Source organism: Pantoea sp. Cy-640, from assembly GCF_011752635.1.
Taxonomy (GTDB): domain Bacteria; phylum Pseudomonadota; class Gammaproteobacteria; order Enterobacterales; family Enterobacteriaceae; genus Pantoea; species Pantoea dispersa.
In genome coordinates, this window is record NZ_VWXB01000001.1 from 193,043 (window position 1) to 212,198 (window position 19,156).

Below are 19,156 nucleotides of genomic sequence, written 5' to 3' on the forward strand. Positions count from 1 at the left end.
GGAAAGCACGCATGTTTGATTTTAGAAATGAAGGATTCGTCTTCACCATCTCACCCTTTGAGCGTGTTGTTGATAACGAAACCGATCCGGTTAATCACCTCTGGGACTGGATTAAGTCTTATGTGGAGTTTTCCGTCAGCGGAGTGAAGGTGCAGTTTCAGACTGAGTTTACCGTCGGCGAACTGAAGGAACTGCGCGCAACATTTTCTCTATACTACAAGGCGGTAATGGCCCGCCATGAAATTGAATCTTTTAGTTTTCGCAGCCAGCTCAACCAGCTCAATATGATTCTGAGTAAGGTCACGGGTGATGATATCGTGATTATTGAATATGTTCTTCGTCCTGAACACCATGCTGATAGCGTTCAGATAAAGGGCGAACTGGCTATCAATGAGAGTTACTTCCCGGACATTCTCAGGCAGCTGGAGGAAATGATCAGCTGGCCGGAATAAAATTCTGATTTATCCGCCATCTCTTGAAATGGGCAATCGCAATCGGGATTTGCCAATTAGCAGCGAGATTACTGGGGGAGTTAAGGGCTTTGCATCGCTTACCAGACGATCCAGCTCGTTAACCATGGCTTCAGTTATGCCGGAATTAATGGAGTGAACGTCTGGCAGTCAAATAAAAACGGGACATAACGTCTGTCCCGCTAATCTCAATCCTGTGGCTGCCCGACCGGGCCTTCGCCTTCGCTGGCGCCAGGTACTGACTGCTTGCTGGGTGCGTGCGGACGTCCGTCACTGCCCACCGCATCGCTGTGTTGCATACAGCCGGCCAGGGTAACCAATGTCAGTGCCGCTAAGGCTGCCTTCATCAAACCACTCATCTTGCTCTCCTCCTGTTACGAACCGCGTAATCGTTAACGCACTGAGAAATAAGCAAAGCCACGAATCCGCCTTTACGCAAGCGAAGCGCGGCCATCGTAGAGCAGAAAATAGCGCAGCGCAGAAAGATTTCCCGCCGCCCACCTGCCGAACAGGACGCCCGCGTCGGGCGTCCCGATCGCACATCTAGCCGAGATTGCCGCTGAGGCGATCGCGGAAATCGCTGCTGCGGTTATCCAGGCCGGTGAAGGTGACGCTGGCGCCGTGCCGCTGGTAGCGGTACTCAATGGCGTCGAGCGCCGCCACGCTGGAGGCATCCCAAATCTGCGCGTAGGTCAAATCGATGGTGACGCGCTGCGGATCGTGGCCGTAGTCAAAATGCTCAAACAGATCGTTGCTGCTGGCGAAAAACAGCGGGCCGCGCACCGTGTAGTGCACCTGCTGGCCATCGTCGCTCAGCTGACGTTCGGCATGAATCACGTGAGCGATACGGCGGGCAAACAGCATCATGGCGAGCATCACGCCCACCAGCACGCCAAGCGCGAGGTTACCGGTCCACACCGTGACGGCGACGGTCAGCACCATCACCAGCGTTTCCGACCACGGCATGCGTTTCAGCGTGGCCGGCTGCAGGCTGTGCCAGTTCACGGTTTTCACCGCGACCACCATCATAATGCCCGCCAGCACCACCATCGGAATCTGCGCCATGATCTGGCTCAGACCGGTGACCAGCAACAGCAGCACCAGCGCCGCGGCCACGGTGGACACGCGGGTACGCGCCTTGCCCAGCTCAACGTTAACAATGGTCTGGCCGATCATCGCGCAGCCGGCGATACCGCCGTAAAAGCCTGCCAGAATATTGCCGACGCCAAGCGCCCAGGATTCACGCCGCTTACCGGAAGGCGTATCGGTCATGTCATCCACCAGTTTGGCGGTCAGCAGGGATTCCATCAGGCCGACGAAGGCGACCGACAGCGCGGTGGGCCAGACAATCTGTAGCGTCTGCAGATTAAGCGGCACCAGCAGGGTATTGAAATCCGGCAGGCCGGCGCGCATTGGCCCTTCATCGCCGACGTTGGGCACGCGATAGCCCAGCAGCAGCGCGACAGCGGTGACAGCCACGATAGCCACCAGCGGCGAAGGCACGCTTTTAAGCACTTTGGGCAGCAGCAGCACGATGGCCAGCGTGGCGGCGAACAGCAGCCACACCGGACCCGACTGGCCCCAGACGTGCGGCACCTGCGCAAAGAAAATCAGTATACCCAGCGCGTTAACGAAGCCGAGCATCACCGAGCGCGGAATATAGCGCATCATGCGCGACAGCCCGGCAAGGCCGAAAATGATTTGAATCATACCGCCGAGGATTACCGCCGGCAGAATGTACTCCACGCCATGCGCGTGCACCATCGGTCCGATCACCAGCGCGACGGAACCGGCCGCCGCGGTGACCATCGCTGGCCGTCCTCCCAGAATCGACAGCGTCAGGCACAGCACCACCGAAGCGACAAGGCTGACTTTAGGGTCGACGCCGGCAATCACGGAGAACGAAATCACTTCCGGTATCAGCGCCAGGGCGGTAATCACCCCGGCCAGGCACTCGCGGGTGAAAAGAGAGGGTGAACGCAGCACACGTGCGACCGTGATGTCGCTCGCTGTGGCAGCGGGGCGATCGGCAGTTTGACTCATCTGTTGCAGGCTCTTTTATTGGATGCGCATGCCGTCACGGCATAGCAATATTTAGTGGAAAAGTTAACGCGGGCGATGTTACCGGGGGATGACGCGAGGCGCCAGTAAAACGGGGCGATAAGGTTGATTCCATCCCTGGAATCCGCTGCGGCTACAGCGAAAAATCATCCGGAGTCTGGTGAACCACCAGTTCCAGCAGGTGACGGTAGACATCCAGCTGGACGACATCGGCTTCCTGCTCCAGCCGGCCAATCAGGGCGGCAATAATGGCCTTATTGGTCACCGGCATACCGCTGTGCAGGATTTCAGCAATCAGATGGCCTAAGACTTCCATCTCATTGGTTTCACTGTTAACGGCCTGTTTGAAATTGTCTGCGAGGACATCGCTGCTATTGACGGCATTTTGCATGTGTAAGCTCTTAAGATTGGCTGATGGCCCAGCGGCCAGCACAACCAGGAAGAAATATTTCCGCGCGGACAGGCGCGAAAAACCTGACTCACCACCCAACACAAAAAGACACCTCTGAAGGTGGAAATCCACAACACCTTCAGAGGCGACGCAACTGCATCATTCGTTACCGAATCGTTAACCGATTCATGGCGGCTAAAGTTATACAGCAACCCCTAATCTGTACAAGCGGCGGCTTGTGCATTTCGTGCTTATCAGGCTAATTTACTTAATAATATAGGGTATTTTGCCGAAAAAAGTTATACAGGCAAGCTGTACACGCGGCCTGATCGGGCCTTTTTGCGACTTAAGTGAAACTGGTAATCTGCGTGTAGCACGACTAGATTTGCTGATGTAAGCAAACTTTTCATTCGCACGTCGCTTAGCTTATAATAACCCTCCCATTTAGTTAGAACTCTAACCATTAGGCCGCTATGCTTTGACTGACCATCCACAACCGTTTTCCCGTCTGTTGCATCTTACTGCCCATGCGTGGCGGCTGGCGGTCGATCGTCGCCTGAAAGAGAGCGGTTTGAGTATGAGTAGCTGGCTGGCAATTGCCAGCGTAGCGACCGCCAGTGAACCGCCGACGCAAAAGGCGCTGGCACAGCTATTGGGGCTGGAGGAAGCCAGTGTGGTGCCGCTGGTCGATCGGCTGGTGAAACAGCAACTGCTGGCACGGGTGCAGCCAAAGGAAGATCGTCGCAAGCGCCTGCTGGTGTTAACCGAGCAGGGCAACGAGGCGTTCGCTACGGTGAAAACGCAGGCGGATGCGCTGCGCGCGCAGCTGCTGGCCGATATCGATCCCGCCGCGCTGGCAGTGACCGAAAACGTGTTGCAGCAGCTGCTTGAACGCTTAGGAAACGTATAGCCGTGGCGAAACGTAACCCGTATGCCCCTCGCGAATGGCTGCCGCACGAAAAGCCGATGCTGCCGGGATCGCCCTCGACACCGCTGCATGCGCCATCGAAACGCATCGCGTTTGGCCTGATCGGCCTGCTGATCTCCATTACCGGCGCGCTGAGTAATGCGCTGGTGACCGCCAACCTCACCAATCTGCAGGGCACCTTCGCCGCATACAGCAATGAAATCGCCTGGCTGCCGGCGGTCTACGTGATGGGCAATATCTCCATTAATCTGTTGCTGGTGAAGTTCCGCCAGCAGTTTGGTCTGCGGCTGTTTACCGAAGCCTTTCTGGTGCTGTACGTCATCGTGGCGTTTTTTCACATCCTCGCTAACGATCTCAGCTCAGCGATTATCGTGCGTACCGCGCACGGCATGGTGGGCGCGGCGCTCAGCTCGCTGGGCATCTATTATCAGATCCAGGCCTGGCCGGCGAAGCACCGTCTCAAAGCGCTGGTGATTGGCATCACTGCCTCACAGCTGGCGATTCCGCTGGCGCGGCTGTTCTCCAGCGAGCTGCTGCAGCTGGAGGAGTGGCGCGGCCTCTATCTGTTTGAACTGGGCCTGGCGATGATTGCGCTGGGCTGCGTGCTGGTGGTCAAGCTGCCGCCGGGCGACCGCATCAAAGCGTTCGAAAAGCTCGATTTCGTCACCTTTATGCTGCTGGCACCGGGCATGGCGTTATTGTGCGGCGTGCTGTCGCTCGGGCGCATTGAGTGGTGGTTCAGCACACCCTGGCTCGGCGTCTGTCTGGCGCTGGCGCTGGTGCTGATTGTCGCGGCGGTGGTGCTGGAGCATAACCGCGCTAACCCGCTGATTAACACCCGCTGGCTGAGCAATGGCATGATCGTGCGGCTCGGCATCGTGATGATCATGATGCGCATCGTGCTGGCCGAGCAGAATACCGGTGCGGTGGGCTTTCTGCAGCAGCTGGGCCTGCTCAACGATCAGATGCGCGGGCTGGCGCTGGCGATCATTGCGGGCGTGATCTGCGGCATGATTGCCAGCGCGCTGACCATCAAACCCAACCATCTGAGCTGGCCAATCGTGGTCTCGCTGGCCGTAATGATTGTCGCCTCGCTAATGGATGCGCAATCCAGCCCGCTGACGCGCGCCAGCAATCTCTACTTCAGCCAGTTTCTGCTCGGTTTCAGCAGTGCCTTTTTCCTTGGGCCAGCGATGCTGCTTGGCATCGGCGGCGTGGTGACTCAGCCGAAAAATCTGGTGAGTTTTGTCGTGCTGTTTGGCATGAGCCAGAATCTTGGCGGGCTGATTGGCTCCGCCATTCTCGGCACCTTCCAGACGTGGCGCGAAAAATATCACTCCAGCCTGCTGGGCGATCAGCTGTCGCTGCTCGATCCCAATGTGGTTGATCGCCTCAGCCAGTACAGCGCGCTGTTTCGCAGCCAGCTGGCGGACAGCGGCCTGCTCAGCGCGCAGAGCAGCAGTCAGCTACAAACCGTGGCCACGCTGCAGGCCAACGTGCTGGCTTATAACGATACCTATTTACTGACCGCCGCGCTGGCAATGGTAACGCTGATGTGGGTGCTGTGGCGCCTGACGCGGCTGCGTTATCTTAACTGGCGCCAGGCGCGACATAATCTGACTGAGCAACAGCAGCAGGCTGCGCCAGCAAACCGAACGGAGACACCATGAGTCAACAGGACGATCTACAGGCTGCGGAGCGCGAGCGCACCAACCGCCGACGCATTCTCTCTATCGCCGCCGGGAGCGGTATCGCCATCGTGGGCGTGCTGGTGATTTTATACGCGTGGCAGCTGTGGCCCTTTACCAGCACCATCCAGTCAACGGAAAACGCCTACGTGCGCGGCCAGGTGACCTTTATCAGCCCGCAGGTCAGCGGCTATCTGACGAACGTTGAGGTAGTTGATCTGCAGCCGGTGCGCAAAGGACAGCTGCTGATGACCATTGACGATCGTATCTATCGCCAGCGCGTGCATCAGGCGCAGGCACAGCTGGCGATGAAGATTGCCGCGCAGAATAACAACCAGCAGCAGCAGAAGAGTGCGGAAGCCACTATCGCCAGCAATAAAGCCGCGCTGGAGAATGCCAAAGCGCAGGCGCTGAAAAGCAGTCTGGATTTGAAGCGGGTGGAAAATCTGGCGGCGGATGGTTCGCTGTCGGTACGCGAGCGTGACGCCGCGCGCGCAGCCAATGCGCAGGCGCAGGCCCAGCTGCGGCAGGCGGCGGCGCAGGTGGCGGTCTCGCAGCAGAATCTGCAAACCACCATCGTCAACCGCGCGGCGCTGGCCGGCGACGTAGCCAGCGCGCAGGCGGCACTGGAGCTGGCCAATATCGATCTGGACAACACGCGTATTATCGCGCCGGACAGCGGCCAGCTCGGTCAGCTGTCGGTGCGCAAAGGTACCTACGTTACTGCCGGCACGCGGCTGACCTCGGTGGTGCCGGATAATAAATGGGTGATTGCCAACCTGAAGGAAACCCAGCTGGCGCGCGTGCGCCCCGGCCTGCCGGTGTCGATCCGCGTTGATGCGCTGGACGGCAAGCGCTTTGACGGCCGCGTTGAGTTTATCTCGCCCGCCGCCGGATCTGAGTTCAGCGCCATCTCGCCAGATAACGCCACCGGTAACTTCGTGAAAATCGCCCAGCGCATTCCGGTGCGCATCAAAATTCTTGGTGACGATCTGCAGCAGCTGCGGCCCGGGATGTCAGTGGAAGTCGACATTGATACCGCCGCCGAACCACACCGGGATGCGTTATGAAGCGGCCGTTACTCGCGGCGCTCATCGCGCTACTGCTGACCGGCTGCGCCCGCGAAGTGGAGCAGGCACCGTCGTCGCTGCCGATTCCGCCCGACTGGCGCCAGCAGGTCGGGCCCGCTGCCGCGCCGGAAGCGCAGTGGTGGCGCAGCTTTGGTGATGATCGCCTCAACTGGCTGGTGAACCAGGCGCTACAGCACAACAGCGATATTCTCATTGCACGGTCGCGCGTCGATCAGTATCGCGCCGAGCTGCGCGCTGCGCAGGGCGACAACTTCCCCACGCTGTCGGCGGGCGTGGCGGCAACCCATCAGCGTGCGCTGTCAGCGGCGACCGGTCAGCCGTACGAAAGTGCGGTATTTCAGGGACTGCTGCAGGCGAATTATGAGGTCGACTTATGGGGCAGCCGCAGCAACAGCATCCGCGCGGCGGAAGCCACACTGGCGGCGCAGCGTGCGGCGGCCTCGGCAGCCGAGCTGACGGTGGCCAGTTCAGTGGCGTCCGGTTACCTCAGCCTGTGCGCGCTCGACGAGCAGCTGCGCGTGACCGAGGCTACGCTGGAAACGCGGCAGAACTCGCTGAACCTGGCGCAGCGTCAGTTCGAAACCGGCTATACCTCGCGGCTCGAATGGATGCAGGCGGCGTCGGAGTATCAGACGGCGAAAGCGCAAATTCCGCAGCTGCAGCATCAGATCGCCCAGCAGGAGAACGCGCTCAGCATTCTGGTCGGCATGAATCCGCGCCAGATTGCGCGCAGCAGCCAGTTCGACCAGCTGCGACCCCACGCACTGCCGGCGCTGCTGCCGTCGCAGCTGCTGAATCGCCGGCCTGACATAGTCCAGGCGCAGCGCCTGCTGCTGGCGGGCGACGCGTCGCTGGCGGCGGCACAGGCACAGCTGCTGCCATCGCTCAACCTGACGGCGTCCGGCACGCTGCAGAGCAGCCAGCTACACGATCTGCTGGATAATCCGTTCCGCCTGTGGAGCATCGGCGGCAGCGTGCTGGCACCGCTGCTCAACCGCGAAGCGCTGACCGCGCAGGTGGATGTGGCGATGGCGTCGCGCAACCAGGCGCTGTACGGCTACGAAAGGGTGGTGCGCAACGCCTTTGCCGAGGTGGATAACGCACTGGATGCCATCACGCGCAGCCAGCAGCAGCTGACAGAGTTGCAGGCGCAGGAGCGCTACGTTGCCGAGGCGTGGCGGATTGCGCGCAACCGTTATCAGAATGGCTATGCGTCCTATCTCGATGAGCTTGATGCGCAGCGCACGCTGTTCAGCACCCAGCTGAATATTGTGGCGGTGAAAAACACGCTGCTGCTGGCGCAAATCGATCTCTACCGCGCCCTTGGCGGCGGCTGGCAGGGGTAACACTGCGGCAGTTACGTTGGTACGTGACTGCTGCAACGCTTTCCTTGTTTAGCGGCGGTTCTTGCCTCTCCTCTCACTGAACATCACTGTTAGCAAATTGCTTGCATTTAGCTGTACGCTGCGCATAATCGCAAACCGCAATAATAATGATTCTCAGTATAATTTACATCAGGGGATAACCATGCGCAGAACGCCTTTCAATCCCGGAATGAAACCGACGCTGCTGGCCATGCTGGTCAGCGCCGGTTGTTTGCCAGTGATGGCTGCTACCACTAACACCAGTAATGCTCCTCAGGGCGCTAACGAACAGCAAACGCTGACCGTCACCGCCACGCCGCAGAGTGAATTCAAACCCGGCGGCAACGACTTAGTACCGGCCTTTCTCGACGGCCAGATTGCCCACGGCGGTCGCCTCGGCATGCTGGGCGAGCAAAACGCCATGGACGTGCCGTTCAACGTCATCGGCTATACGGCAAAAATGATTCAGGACCAGCAAGCGCAAACCATCGCTGATGTGGTGCGCAACGATGCGGGGGTGCAGAACGTCAAAGGTTACGGCAATTTCGCTGAAACTTACCGCATTCGGGGGTTCACGCTCGACGGCGATGATATGACCTTCGGCGGTCTGCCGGGCGTGGTGCCGCGCCAGGTGATGGACGCTTCGCTGATCGATCGCGTGGAGATCTTCAAAGGCGCCAACAGTCTGGTTAACGGCGCAGCCAGTTCCGGCGTTGGCGGTATGATCAACCTCGAGCCGAAACATGCCGAAGATACGCCGATCAATCGCGTGGGCCTCGATTACACCTCCTCGTCTCAGGTTGGCGGAACGCTGGACGTGGGGCGCCGCTTTGGCGATAACAATCAGTTTGGCGTGCGGGTTAATGCCGTACATCGCGAAGGTGAAACCGGCGTTGACGGCGAGAAAAAACGCACCACGGCGGCTTCGGTCGGTCTTGATTATCGCGGCGACCGGCTGCGCACCTCGCTGGACGTTGGCTATCAGAAGAAAACCTTCCATGACGGCTTACAGGGCGTGAAATTCGCCAGCGCCGGGGTGATCCCGCCGGTGCCGTCAAATTCGCACAACTACAGCCAGCAATGGGTGTACAGCGATATGGAATCTGAATTCGGTATCGCCAAAGCAGAATACGATATTACCGACAGCTGGACGGCCTATGCCGGCCTCGGCGCACAGCACGCCCATGAAACCGGCAACTACGGCGCGCCGACCATTACCAACAGCAACGGTGACGGCACCATCAGCAGCTTCTACTCCAACCGCATTCAGGACAACATGAGCGGCATGGTGGGGCTGCGCGGTGAGTTCCACACCGGTTTCGTCAGTCATAAAGTCAACGTGGGTTACTCGGCGCTGACCACCAATGCGAAAAATGCCTACGACATGTCGCTGGTGGGCACGCCGTTTAATATCTACCACAGCGGTGACGTGGCGGAACCGGCGGCCACCTTCGCCGGCGGCAAGTTCTCCGATCCGCTCACCACGTCGCGCACCCGCACCCAGGGCTATCTGCTGAGCGATACGCTGGGATTACTGGACGATACGCTGCTGGTGACCGTCGGTGCTCGCCATCAGAAAGTGGTGGTGCGCAGCTATAACTACAACACCGGCGCGGAAAGCGTTGATTCGCGCTTCACCAACGGCCGCTGGATGCCAACCTACGGCGTGGTCTACAAGCCGTGGAAAGAAGTGGCGCTGTACGCGAACCATACGGAAGCGCTGCAGCCTGGTGAAGTGGCCCCTAAAGACGCCGTCAACTATGGCACCGTGACCGGCGTGGCGCACTCGAAGCAGAATGAGATCGGTGTGAAAACGGATTTCGGCCGCATCGGCGGCTCGCTGGGGCTGTTCGAAATCCAGAAACCGTCCGGCCTGATCAACAGTGACAATGTCTACGTCATGGATGGCGAGCAGCGCCATCGCGGCATGGAAGCCAACGTGTTTGGTGAGCCGGTGCTGGGCCTGCGCCTCAACGCCAGCGCCACCTGGATCGATCCGGTGATGAAGAAAACCGCCGGCGGCACTTACGATGGCAAACAGGCGATCGGCGTGCCGCGCTACACCTACGCGCTGGGCGCGGAGTATGACATCAAGCCGGTGGAGGGTCTGACGGCCACGGCGCTGCTCAACCACAGCGGCTCTCAGTATGCCAACTCGGCCAACACCCTCAAGCTGGACAGCTATACCACGCTGGATCTGGGTATGCGTTACCGCATGAAGGTGAATCAGAACGATCTGGTGTGGCGCGTGGCGGTCGAAAACGTCACCAATGAGAAGTACTGGTCAAACGTTGATGACACCGGCACCTATCTCGCGCAGGGCGACCCGCGCACGCTGAAAATCAGCATGAGCTACGATTTCTAAGCGGCCACCACGGGGCGTAGTGACGCTCCGTGGTCTTTTCCGACAGAAATAGTGCTGTACGTTGGCCGCTATTCCATTACACTCTGTGCGGCAATCCCGCTGAAAAACGCCTCTTTCCTGTTGAGTCATCATGAGTTCACCCGCGCCACCTGACGATCACGACGAACCTTTACGGCAACCGCTGGATGATGCGCACTTCGCCATTGTGGTACTTGCAGTGACCTCGGTTACCCTTATAATCTTCGTCCTGATGCTTACATTATGGATGAGCTGAGGCCAGCAACCGACTACGGACGCCCGCAAGGAGATGTCGATGGAATCCCGGGATGACAAACTGATCGCCATCATTGGACTGCTTTCCGCCTGCCTGATCGGCGTAGTGTTCCTTTTCACCATGACCTGGCTGACGGACGTGCGCCATCCAGCCGATCCGTCACTGGATGTTCAAACCTGCCCGCCCAAAACCGCCAGCCCGGTGCAGCACTCTTAATCCTGGGTGCGCCATTTAATCTGCTGACTGCGTAATTCCAGCGCCAGCGCTTCGTGCAGGGTGCGATTGCCATTGGGATCGCCCAGACCAAACAGCGCGCCAGGCGAGCGCCGATCGTCGGCCCACGCCGGATACTCCACCACCGGATAGAGCGAAATACCTTCCAGCGCCACGCCTTGCGCTAAGGCCAGCCGCGCTTCCTCACTGACATGCCGCAGCCAGGGCGCGCGCGCGTCGCCTTCCGCGCCGGTTTCTGCCAGCAGCAGCGGGCGCTGATAACGCTGCCAGCACTGCATCAGCAGCCGGTGCAGCGGCTGACGCTGCGGATGATCGGGTGGAATGGTGTCGCCGGAGAAGAACCAGTGGTTGTCGGGATAATAGTTCAGCCCCAGGATGTCGAGAAAATCGGGCTGACCACCCAGCTCCGGCGCATCGCGTCCTGCCAGCCAGTCCCAGGCTTCAAACTGCGCCTGATGCTGGCTGTCGGCATAAGGTTTGCTGTCGGGGTTATGCGGATCGGCGGCGATCTGCACCAGCGGGTCGGTCAGCACGAAGCGGGCGTCCGGATAGACGTCGCGAATGGCGTGCATGGCCGTCAGCGAGGCGCGCACCAGCTGACGTTTCAGTTCGCGACCGCGTGCGCTGGCATAGGGATCGAGCCACGAGACATCGGCGCCGGCCCATGACCAGAAGGATATCTGATTGATAGGCGTAAAGAACGGCTGCTCCACGCCCTCATCCCGCATCAGCTGAGCCATGGCGCGCGCGAAGCGGCCAAAGTGCTCCACAAACGCCGGCTTCCAGATATCGAGATGATCGGGGTAGCCAAAGTGCGCCAGCTCCCAGATGATTTGTAAATCATGGCGCGCCGCCGCGTGAATCATCGGCAGAAAGGTGCGCCAGTCGTATTCACCTGGCGTGGCTTCAATCAGGTGCCAGCGGGCGCCGTCGCGCGCGGTGCGCAATCCCTCCTGCGCCAGCGCGGCGTAATCTTTCTCCAGCAGCATGTCGTGGCCGCTGCTGATGACCATATCCAGTCGTCGCCCGCCGCTGCGGCAGGCGGTAGAGCAGGGGAAGCTGCCCTGAAAAAAGCTGCGAAATAGCCGGGGCTGATGGCGCGGGGATAGCTGAGTCATGATCTTCTCCTCACGAAGAACGCCGGATGCAGAACGCCTGGCTAAGTCTAGACTAAATTAACGCCGCACCCGACGCGGAAGTAGACGGCTCTGATTGCCTTTACGTGCGGTGATACCAACAATAACAGCTTCAGGGTAAGCAGGGATTGAGTATGAGCGAAGCGGCACTGCGTTCCTCACGCGAACGGCCGGGCGACGGGCTGAGAGAACATGCGCAACAGCAATGTGCCCGTCATCCGGGACTGAGCGGCATTCATCCGCTGAACGATGGGCTGGATGCGTTTGCGGCACGCTATCTGCTGATGGGCATGGCGCAGCACACCATCGACGTCCAGTATTACATCTGGCACAACGACATGTCCGGACGCCTGCTGTTCAGCGCGCTGCTGGATGCGGCGGAGCGCGGCGTGCAGGTGCGCCTGCTGCTGGATGACAACAATACGCCCGGGCTGGATGAAACGCTGGCCGAACTCGATCGGCATCCGAATATCGCCGTGCGGCTGTTTAATCCCTTCTCGTTTCGAACCCTGCGCGCGCTGGGCTATCTGACTGACTTCGCCCGCCTGAATCGCCGGATGCACAACAAAAGCCTGACGGTGGACGGCGCGGTAACGCTGGTGGGCGGCCGTAACATCGGCGACGAATATTTTGGCACCGGTAATGAGCCGCTGTTTACCGATCTCGACGTGCTGGCGCTGGGGCCGGCGGTAGATGAAGTGGCGGAAGATTTCGCCCGCTACTGGCACAGCAAAGCGGTATCGCCGTTGCGCAGCGTCGTGGACAGCGGCGCACCGCCGCATGAAGCGGTGCGTTTACCGCCGGAGTGGCAGCAGAGCGAGGCGGTGCAGCGCTATCTGGCGCGGCTGGAGAAATCCTCGTTTGTCAGCCAGCTGGAGCAGGGCTCGCTGAGCATGACCTGGGCACACACGCGGCTGTTAAGTGACGATCCGCGCAAAGGGCTGGGCAAAGCGAAGCGCTCCTCTTTGCTGCCGCAGCGCATGCTGGAGGTAATCGGCACGCCGCAGCAGCAGTTCGATATTATTTCGGCCTATTTTGTCCCGACCCGTGCCGGGGTGGCACAGCTGCTGGCGCTGAAGCGGCGGGGCGTTAAGATCGCCATCTTAACTAACTCGCTGGCCGCCAATGATGTCACCGTGGTTCACGCCGGCTATGCGCGCTGGCGCAAGAAGCTGCTGCGTCACGGCATTGCGCTCTACGAACTGAAGCCGCAGGCCAATGCCGCGGATGCCCCGCACGATCGCGGCCTGACCGGGAATTCCGGCTCCAGCCTGCACGCCAAGACTTTCACCGTCGATAACCGCAAAGTGTTTATTGGCTCGTTTAATTTCGATCCGCGTTCGGCGGTGCTGAATACGGAGATGGGGCTGGTGATTGAGAGCGAAGCGCTGGCGCAGCAGACCCATCAGCGCTTCAGCAGCGGCATGCGCGACCGCGCCTGGGCACTGCGGCTGGATAAGTGGGGCCGCGTTAACTGGGTGGAGTACAGCGGCGAAGCGCGGGAAGTGGTGCATAAGCACGAGCCGCAGTGCACGCTGTTGCAGCGTTTGCTGGTGCGGCTGGTATGGCGTCTGCCGGTGGAGTGGCTGCTATAGCCGGGCTGCAACGCGCGCAGCCCGGCGGGTAAGCACGCCGTTACGTCTGCGCGGAGGTCTCTGGTTTGCGCTGCGGCTTGCCGGAGAACAAAAAGCGCAGCAGCGGGATACGCAGATGAATCTCGTACAGGGCAAAGGCGACGCCAAACACCATCAGCAGGCCGACAAAGAAGCCCAGCGTATTACTGCTGATGTGTGGCGTAACGTAGATGCCGTACAGAATGGTCAGCGGATGGTGCACCAGATAAATAAACAGCGACGCGTTCACCAGATACATGATGCGCGGCGAGTGGCTGTTCAGCAGCTTGTGGCCGAAGCTGAAGCAGACGTTCAGCATACACAAGCCCATCAGCGTAGAAATGATGGCATCAAGCTCGTACAGCCAGCCTTCACCGCTGCTGTAGCGCTGATTCAGGCTGTACGCGATAAACACCGCAATGGCACCAAAGCACATCACCGGATTAAAACGCACAAACAGCGCCTTCAGCGCCTGATGTTTCCAGCTCAGCGCACCCAGCATAAAGAACGGCAGGAAGAACAGCGACTGCATCACCGCAATGCTGAACAGACCATCCATTAACAGCGCGGGAGCAAAGTGGAAAATCAGCCGGCGGAAGGCGCACCACACCAGCGCATAAGCCAGCAGGGCCAGCGTCAGCTTGCCCCAGCCAACCTGCTGATAATCGATGCGGCGCTGCTGATCGCGCAGCCAGCGGAAGCTCAGCATGCCAAACGCGGTGAGAATCACCAGTACCAGTAAAAACCACAGGTGCGAAATCAGATCCCACATCAGCGCGTTGTACTTGTCATACAGCGAGAAGTTTGCCCAGTCGCCGACTTTGCTGGTGAGATTTTTCAGCATAAAAAACTGCGGCAGGGTAATGAGCGGCACCGCGGTTAACAGCGGTATGCCGACGCGCTCCAGCCGCACCTTCAGCCAGCGGTTGGGCTGATAGCGCAGATAGAGCATATATGAGAAATAACCTGAAATAACAAAGAACACCTGCATGCGGAAGGCGTGAATAAAATCATTCAGCACCGTCAGCCACAGTGAGGCGTCCTGGCTGTTAACCGACCAGCGTTGGGTCGAGTAAATCAGCGAGACGTGGAAAGGCACGCCCAGCAGCATTAAATACGCTCGAATCGAGTCGAGGAAATATTCACGTTCGGGTTTGGCTGAACTCATAAGCTTCCGGTTTGTCAGTTTACTTGCCGGTTTCACCCTGAAACCGGATTATGCCGGACGAAATTCTACCGGCTGTAAACAGCGTATACTATCAGGTGAATCTGTTTCTTAATCTTCCGGGTTTAATTATCCGAAAAGTACACTTTCGGCTTACGAATCAGGGGAACAATCTTTTACATAAGCTGTCGGAAAACCGAATAATCCTTTAAGATAAATGGGTTTGATCTAAGCACACGAAAGGGGGGGATGTGCTGACTAAAGTGAAGAATAATGGCGGGCTGGTGAAGATGCGCTGGGTAGGCGCAGCAGTTCTGCTGGCGTTGTACGCCAACAATAGCTGGGCGTTCAACATTGATGATGTGGCAAAGCAAGCTAAGGCGCTGGCAGGGAAAGGTTTTGAAGCGCCAAAAAGCAATTTACCCTCTCAGTTTCGTGAAATGAAGTTTGCTGACTATCAGCAGATCCAGTTTAACCACGACAAAGCATACTGGGGCAAACTGCGCACGCCGTTTAAGCTCGAGTTCTATCATCAGGGCATGTATTTCGACACGCCGGTGAAAATCAATGAAGTCACCGCGTCTTCGGTACGTGAAATCAAATATAACCCTGACTACTTCAATTTCGGCAACGTGAAACACGATGCCGATGCGGTGAAAAACCTCGGTTTTGCCGGTTTCAAAGTGCTGTACCCTTTAAATAAAAAGGGTAAAGACGATGAGATCACCAGCTTCCTGGGTGCCAGCTATTTCCGCGTGATTGGCGAAGGCCAGGTGTATGGCCTGTCGGCGCGTGGTCTGGCGATTGATACCGCGCTGCCTTCCGGTGAGGAGTTCCCGCGCTTTAAAGAGTTCTGGATCGAGCGGCCGAAGCCGCAGGATAAACAGCTGGTGATTTATGCGCTGCTGGATTCTCCGCGCGCCGCCGGTGCCTATCGCTTTGTGATCCAGCCGGGCAAAGAGTCCACCGTGGACGTGCAGTCTAAAGTGTATCTGCGTGACAACGTCGGCAAACTCGGCGTAGCCCCACTCACCAGTATGTTCCTGTTTGGCGCTAACCAGCCGTCGCCGGTCAGCAACTTCCGTCAGGAGCTGCATGATTCGAACGGCCTGTCGATTCACGCCGGAAATGGCGAGTGGATCTGGCGTCCGCTCAATAACCCGAAACACCTGGCGGTCAGCACCTTTACCATCGAAAACCCGAAAGGCTTCGGTCTGCTGCAGCGTGGCCGTGACTTCAGCCATTACCAGGACCTGGACGACCGCTATGATCTGCGTCCAAGCGGCTGGGTTGAGCCGCAGGGCGACTGGGGCAAAGGCCGCGTAGAGCTGGTGGAAATCCCGACGGCAGATGAAACCAACGATAACATCGTGGCCTTCTGGACGCCGGAGAGCCCGCCAGAGCCAGGCAAAGAGATGAACTTCAAATACCGTCTGCACTTTACGCGTGATGAAAACCAGCTGCACCAGGACGATGTGGCCTGGGTGAAAGACACGCTGCGTTCTGCGGGCGATGTGAAGCAGTCTAATCTGGTGCGTCAGCCGGATGGTTCCATCGCCTTTACCGTGGACTTTGTCGGTAAAGCGATGAGCAAGCTGCCGGAAAATACCCAGGTGGCGCCGCAGGTCAGCGTCGGTAACAACGCCGACGTGGTCGAGCAGAGCGTACGCTACAACCCGGTCACCAAAGGCTGGCGTCTGGTGCTGCGTCTGCGCGTGAAAGACAACAAGCAGCCGACCGAAATGCGTGCGGCGCTGGTGAGCGGCGACAAGACATTGACGGAAACCTGGAGCTATCAGTTACCTGCCAATGAATAAATCGACTTATTTACCTCAATCTTACGTGGAGGCGCTGCCGCTTGATGCGGCAGCACGCGCCACGCTCAGCGCCTCGCTGCAGAATGCGCAGGCGTTTCATGCCATTCACAGCGCGCTGGGGCAGGATATCGCCGCCAGCGAACGGCCGGACGATGCGCCGCTGAAATCGGTCTCGTCGCGCGTATCCATGGCGTGGCCGGATTCGCTCGCCGATGGCCAGCAGCTCAGTAAAGATTATCTCGACCGCACCACGCTGAAGGCGATGCCGCCAGTGAAGCGTTCGCTGATGTTCCCGGAAGCCTGGCGGACTAATCCGATTGCGCGCGCCTGGGATTCCCTGCGCGGGCAAAAAGGCAACCCACGCTATGCCACGGTGGAAGAGCAGAAAGCGGAAGACAAATGGCGCCACGTAGGTTCCATGCGTCGCTACGTGCTGCTGATTCTGACCATTCTGCAGACCGTGGTCGCCACCTGGTACATGAAAACCATTCTGCCGTATCAGGGCTGGACGCTGCTCGATCCGGTCGAGCTGTTTAACCAGAACTGGCTGCAGTCGGTGGAGCTGATCCTGCCGTATATTCTGCAGACTGGCATCCTGTTCCTGTTTGCCATCCTGTTCTGCTGGGTATCGGCTGGTTTCTGGACCGCGCTGATGGGCTTCCTGCAGCTGCTGATCGGTCGCGATAAGTACAGCATCTCGTACTCGACCACCGGTGATGAGCCGCTCAATCCGGAACATCGCACCGCGCTGATCATGCCAATCTGTAACGAAGACGTGGAACGCGTGTTCGCCGGTCTGCGCGCCACCTGGGAGTCGGTGAAACGCACCGGTAACGCGGAGCATTTCGACGTTTACATCCTGAGCGACAGCTACGATGCCGACATCGCCATCGCCGAGCAAAAAGCGTGGATGGAGCTGGTGCGGGATGTCGGTGGGGCGGGCAAGATCTTCTATCGCCGTCGTCGCCGCCGCGTGAAGCGTAAAAGCGGCAACATCGATGACTTCTGCCGTCGCTGGGGCAGCAACTACAGCTACATGGTGGTGCTGGACGCCGACAGCGTGATGAGCGGTGAGTGTCTTACCGGTCTGGTGCGCATGATGGAAGCGAACCCGAACGCCGGTATTATCCAGTCGTCGCCAAAAGCGTCAGGCATGGATACGCTGTATGCGCGCTGTCAGCAGTTCGCCACCCGCGTTTACGGGCCGCTGTTTACCGCCGGTCTGCACTTCTGGCAACTGGGCGAATCGCACTACTGGGGGCACAACGCCATCATTCGCGTGCAGCCATTTATTGAACACTGTGCGCTGGCGCCGCTGCCGGGTGAAGGCTCCTTCGCCGGTTCGATCCTGTCACATGACTTCGTGGAAGCGGCGCTGATGCGTCGTGCCGGCTGGGGCGTGTGGATCGCCTACGATCTGCCGGGTTCTTATGAAGAGCTGCCGCCGAACCTGCTGGATGAGCTGAAGCGTGACCGTCGCTGGTGCCACGGCAACCTGATGAACTTCCGCCTGTTCCTGGTAAAAGGCATGCACCCGGTGCACCGCGCGGTGTTCCTGACCGGCGTGATGTCCTACCTGTCGGCACCGCTGTGGTTTATGTTCCTTGCGTTGTCGACCGCCCTGCAGGTGGTGCATACGCTGATGGAACCGACCTACTTCCTGCAGCCGCGTCAGCTGTTCCCGGTGTGGCCGCAGTGGCGTCCGGATTTGGCCATCGCGCTGTTCTCCACCACGCTGGTGCTGCTGTTCCTGCCAAAACTGCTCAGCGTGGTGCTGATCTGGTTTAAAGGGGCCAAACCGTACGGTGGCGCATTCCGCCTGTTCCTGTCGCTGCTGCTGGAGATGCTGTTCTCGGTGCTGCTGGCACCGGTGCGCATGCTGTTCCACACCGTGTTTGTGGTCAGCGCGTTCCTTGGCTGGGAAGTGGTGTGGAACTCGCCGCAGCGTGACGATGATGCCACGCCGTGGAGCGAAGCGTTCCGTCGCCATGGTTCACAGATGCTGCTGGGCATTGTCTGGGCCGTCGGGATGGGCGTGCTCGATCTCAACTTCCTGTGGTGGCTGGCGCCAATCGTCTTCTCGCTGATTCTGTCGCCGTTTGTCTCGGTGATGTCGAGTCGTGCCACGGTCGGGCTGAAGAGTAAGCGTGCAAAGCTGTTCCTGATCCCGGAAGAGTATGAGCCGCCGAAAGAGCTGGTCGACACCGATCACTATCTGCAGCTGAACCGTGAACGTGCGCTGAAGCATGGCTTCATGCATGCGCTGTTCAATCCGGCGTTCAACGCGCTGGCGACGGCGATGGCGACATCGCGCCATAAGCAGAGTGCACTGCTGGATCACGCACGCGATCGCCGCGTCGATCAGGCATTGAGCGATGCGCCGGAAAAACTGAATCGCGAACAGCGTCTGCAGCTGATCAGCGATCCGGTGGTGCTGGCGCGCGTGCACACGCGCTTGTGGGAAAGTGCGGATAAATATCATCAGTGGGTTGAGAGTTATCAGAAACTCACGCTTAACCCGCAGGCGCTGCCTCAGCGCGCCTGACAGGCTAACAGTGA

Annotated in this window: 15 protein-coding genes; 10 read left to right on the forward strand and 5 right to left on the reverse strand. The window is 59.0% G+C overall.

Going from position 1 to position 19,156, the window contains the following annotated elements; all coding sequences use genetic code 11:
* The first annotated feature begins 11 nt into the window (after nt 1-11).
* Nucleotides 12-452: a hypothetical protein gene (locus F3J36_RS00905; protein ID WP_166718665.1), complete on the forward strand. Its 441-nt coding sequence runs from the start codon at nt 12-14 to the stop codon at nt 450-452.
* A gap of 206 nt (nt 453-658) precedes the next feature.
* On the opposite strand, the gene F3J36_RS00910 is transcribed toward F3J36_RS00905, so the two are convergent.
* The 3 genes from F3J36_RS00910 to F3J36_RS00920 all read right to left on the reverse strand — a co-directional run bounded on the left by F3J36_RS00910 (nt 659) and on the right by F3J36_RS00920 (nt 2,922).
* Nucleotides 659-829: a hypothetical protein gene (locus F3J36_RS00910; protein WP_058769590.1), complete on the reverse strand. Its 171-nt coding sequence runs from the start codon at nt 827-829 to the stop codon at nt 659-661.
* A 184-nt stretch (nt 830-1,013) separates the two neighbouring features.
* Nucleotides 1,014-2,513, reverse strand: coding sequence for a SulP family inorganic anion transporter (locus tag F3J36_RS00915; RefSeq protein ID WP_166718666.1), 1,500 nt, complete (start codon nt 2,511-2,513; stop codon nt 1,014-1,016).
* Nucleotides 2,514-2,664: 151 nt separating this feature from the next.
* Complete coding sequence (locus tag F3J36_RS00920; RefSeq protein WP_058759735.1) at nt 2,665-2,922, reverse strand: biofilm/acid-resistance regulator YmgB/AriR; 258 nt, start codon at nt 2,920-2,922, stop codon at nt 2,665-2,667.
* 478 nt (nt 2,923-3,400) lie between these two features.
* Here F3J36_RS00920 and F3J36_RS00925 point away from each other — a divergent pair, with 478 nt between their 5' ends.
* The 6 genes from F3J36_RS00925 (at nt 3,401) to F3J36_RS00950 (ending at nt 10,848) form a co-directional block, all read left to right on the forward strand.
* A complete protein-coding gene (locus tag F3J36_RS00925) occupies nt 3,401-3,832 on the forward strand; it encodes a MarR family winged helix-turn-helix transcriptional regulator (RefSeq protein ID WP_058759700.1) in 432 nt (143 codons plus the stop codon).
* A gap of 2 nt (nt 3,833-3,834) precedes the next feature.
* Entirely contained in the window at nt 3,835-5,520 is a 1,686-nt protein-coding gene (locus tag F3J36_RS00930) for an MFS transporter (protein WP_058780777.1), read from the forward strand.
* Nucleotides 5,517-6,608, forward strand: a complete 1,092-nt coding sequence (locus F3J36_RS00935; protein WP_088516450.1) for an HlyD family secretion protein — start codon at nt 5,517-5,519, stop codon at nt 6,606-6,608. Before F3J36_RS00930 ends, F3J36_RS00935 begins: the two co-directional genes overlap by 4 nt.
* Nucleotides 6,605-7,975 (forward strand): efflux transporter outer membrane subunit, encoded by a 1,371-nt coding sequence (locus tag F3J36_RS00940; RefSeq protein WP_166718667.1) that lies wholly within the window; start codon nt 6,605-6,607, stop codon nt 7,973-7,975. The genes F3J36_RS00935 and F3J36_RS00940 overlap by 4 nt, the downstream gene beginning before the upstream one ends.
* Nucleotides 7,976-8,156: 181 nt before the next feature.
* Nucleotides 8,157-10,358 carry a TonB-dependent siderophore receptor gene (locus F3J36_RS00945; protein ID WP_166718668.1) on the forward strand — a complete coding sequence of 734 codons (2,202 nt, stop codon included), beginning with the start codon at nt 8,157-8,159 and terminating at the stop codon, nt 10,356-10,358.
* A 313-nt stretch (nt 10,359-10,671) separates the two neighbouring features.
* Nucleotides 10,672-10,848, forward strand: a complete 177-nt coding sequence (locus F3J36_RS00950) for a hypothetical protein (protein WP_021506450.1) — start codon at nt 10,672-10,674, stop codon at nt 10,846-10,848.
* On the opposite strand, the gene F3J36_RS00955 is transcribed toward F3J36_RS00950, so the two are convergent.
* The gene (locus F3J36_RS00955; protein WP_058769610.1) at nt 10,845-11,984 is read right to left on the reverse strand and encodes a hypothetical protein; all 1,140 of its coding nucleotides are present in this window, start codon (nt 11,982-11,984) and stop codon (nt 10,845-10,847) included. The genes F3J36_RS00950 and F3J36_RS00955 overlap by 4 nt on opposite strands.
* A gap of 152 nt (nt 11,985-12,136) precedes the next feature.
* On the opposite strand from F3J36_RS00955, the gene F3J36_RS00960 reads away from it, so the two are divergent.
* Entirely contained in the window at nt 12,137-13,597 is a 1,461-nt protein-coding gene (locus F3J36_RS00960) for a phosphatidylserine/phosphatidylglycerophosphate/cardiolipin synthase family protein (protein WP_166718669.1), read from the forward strand.
* 40 nt (nt 13,598-13,637) lie between these two features.
* Here the strand turns inward: F3J36_RS00960 and mdoC are convergent, their stop codons facing one another.
* On the reverse strand, nt 13,638-14,783 hold the full coding sequence (gene mdoC / locus F3J36_RS00965; RefSeq protein WP_021506447.1) for a glucans biosynthesis protein MdoC: 1,146 nt from the start codon (nt 14,781-14,783) through the stop codon (nt 13,638-13,640).
* 278 nt (nt 14,784-15,061) lie between these two features.
* Here mdoC and F3J36_RS00970 point away from each other — a divergent pair, with 278 nt between their 5' ends.
* Entirely contained in the window at nt 15,062-16,597 is a 1,536-nt protein-coding gene (locus F3J36_RS00970; protein ID WP_211072823.1) for a glucan biosynthesis protein G, read from the forward strand.
* Nucleotides 16,590-19,142, forward strand: a complete 2,553-nt coding sequence (mdoH, locus tag F3J36_RS00975; RefSeq protein WP_088516455.1) for a glucans biosynthesis glucosyltransferase MdoH — start codon at nt 16,590-16,592, stop codon at nt 19,140-19,142. Before F3J36_RS00970 ends, mdoH begins: the two co-directional genes overlap by 8 nt.
* Nucleotides 19,143-19,156 lie beyond the last annotated feature (14 nt).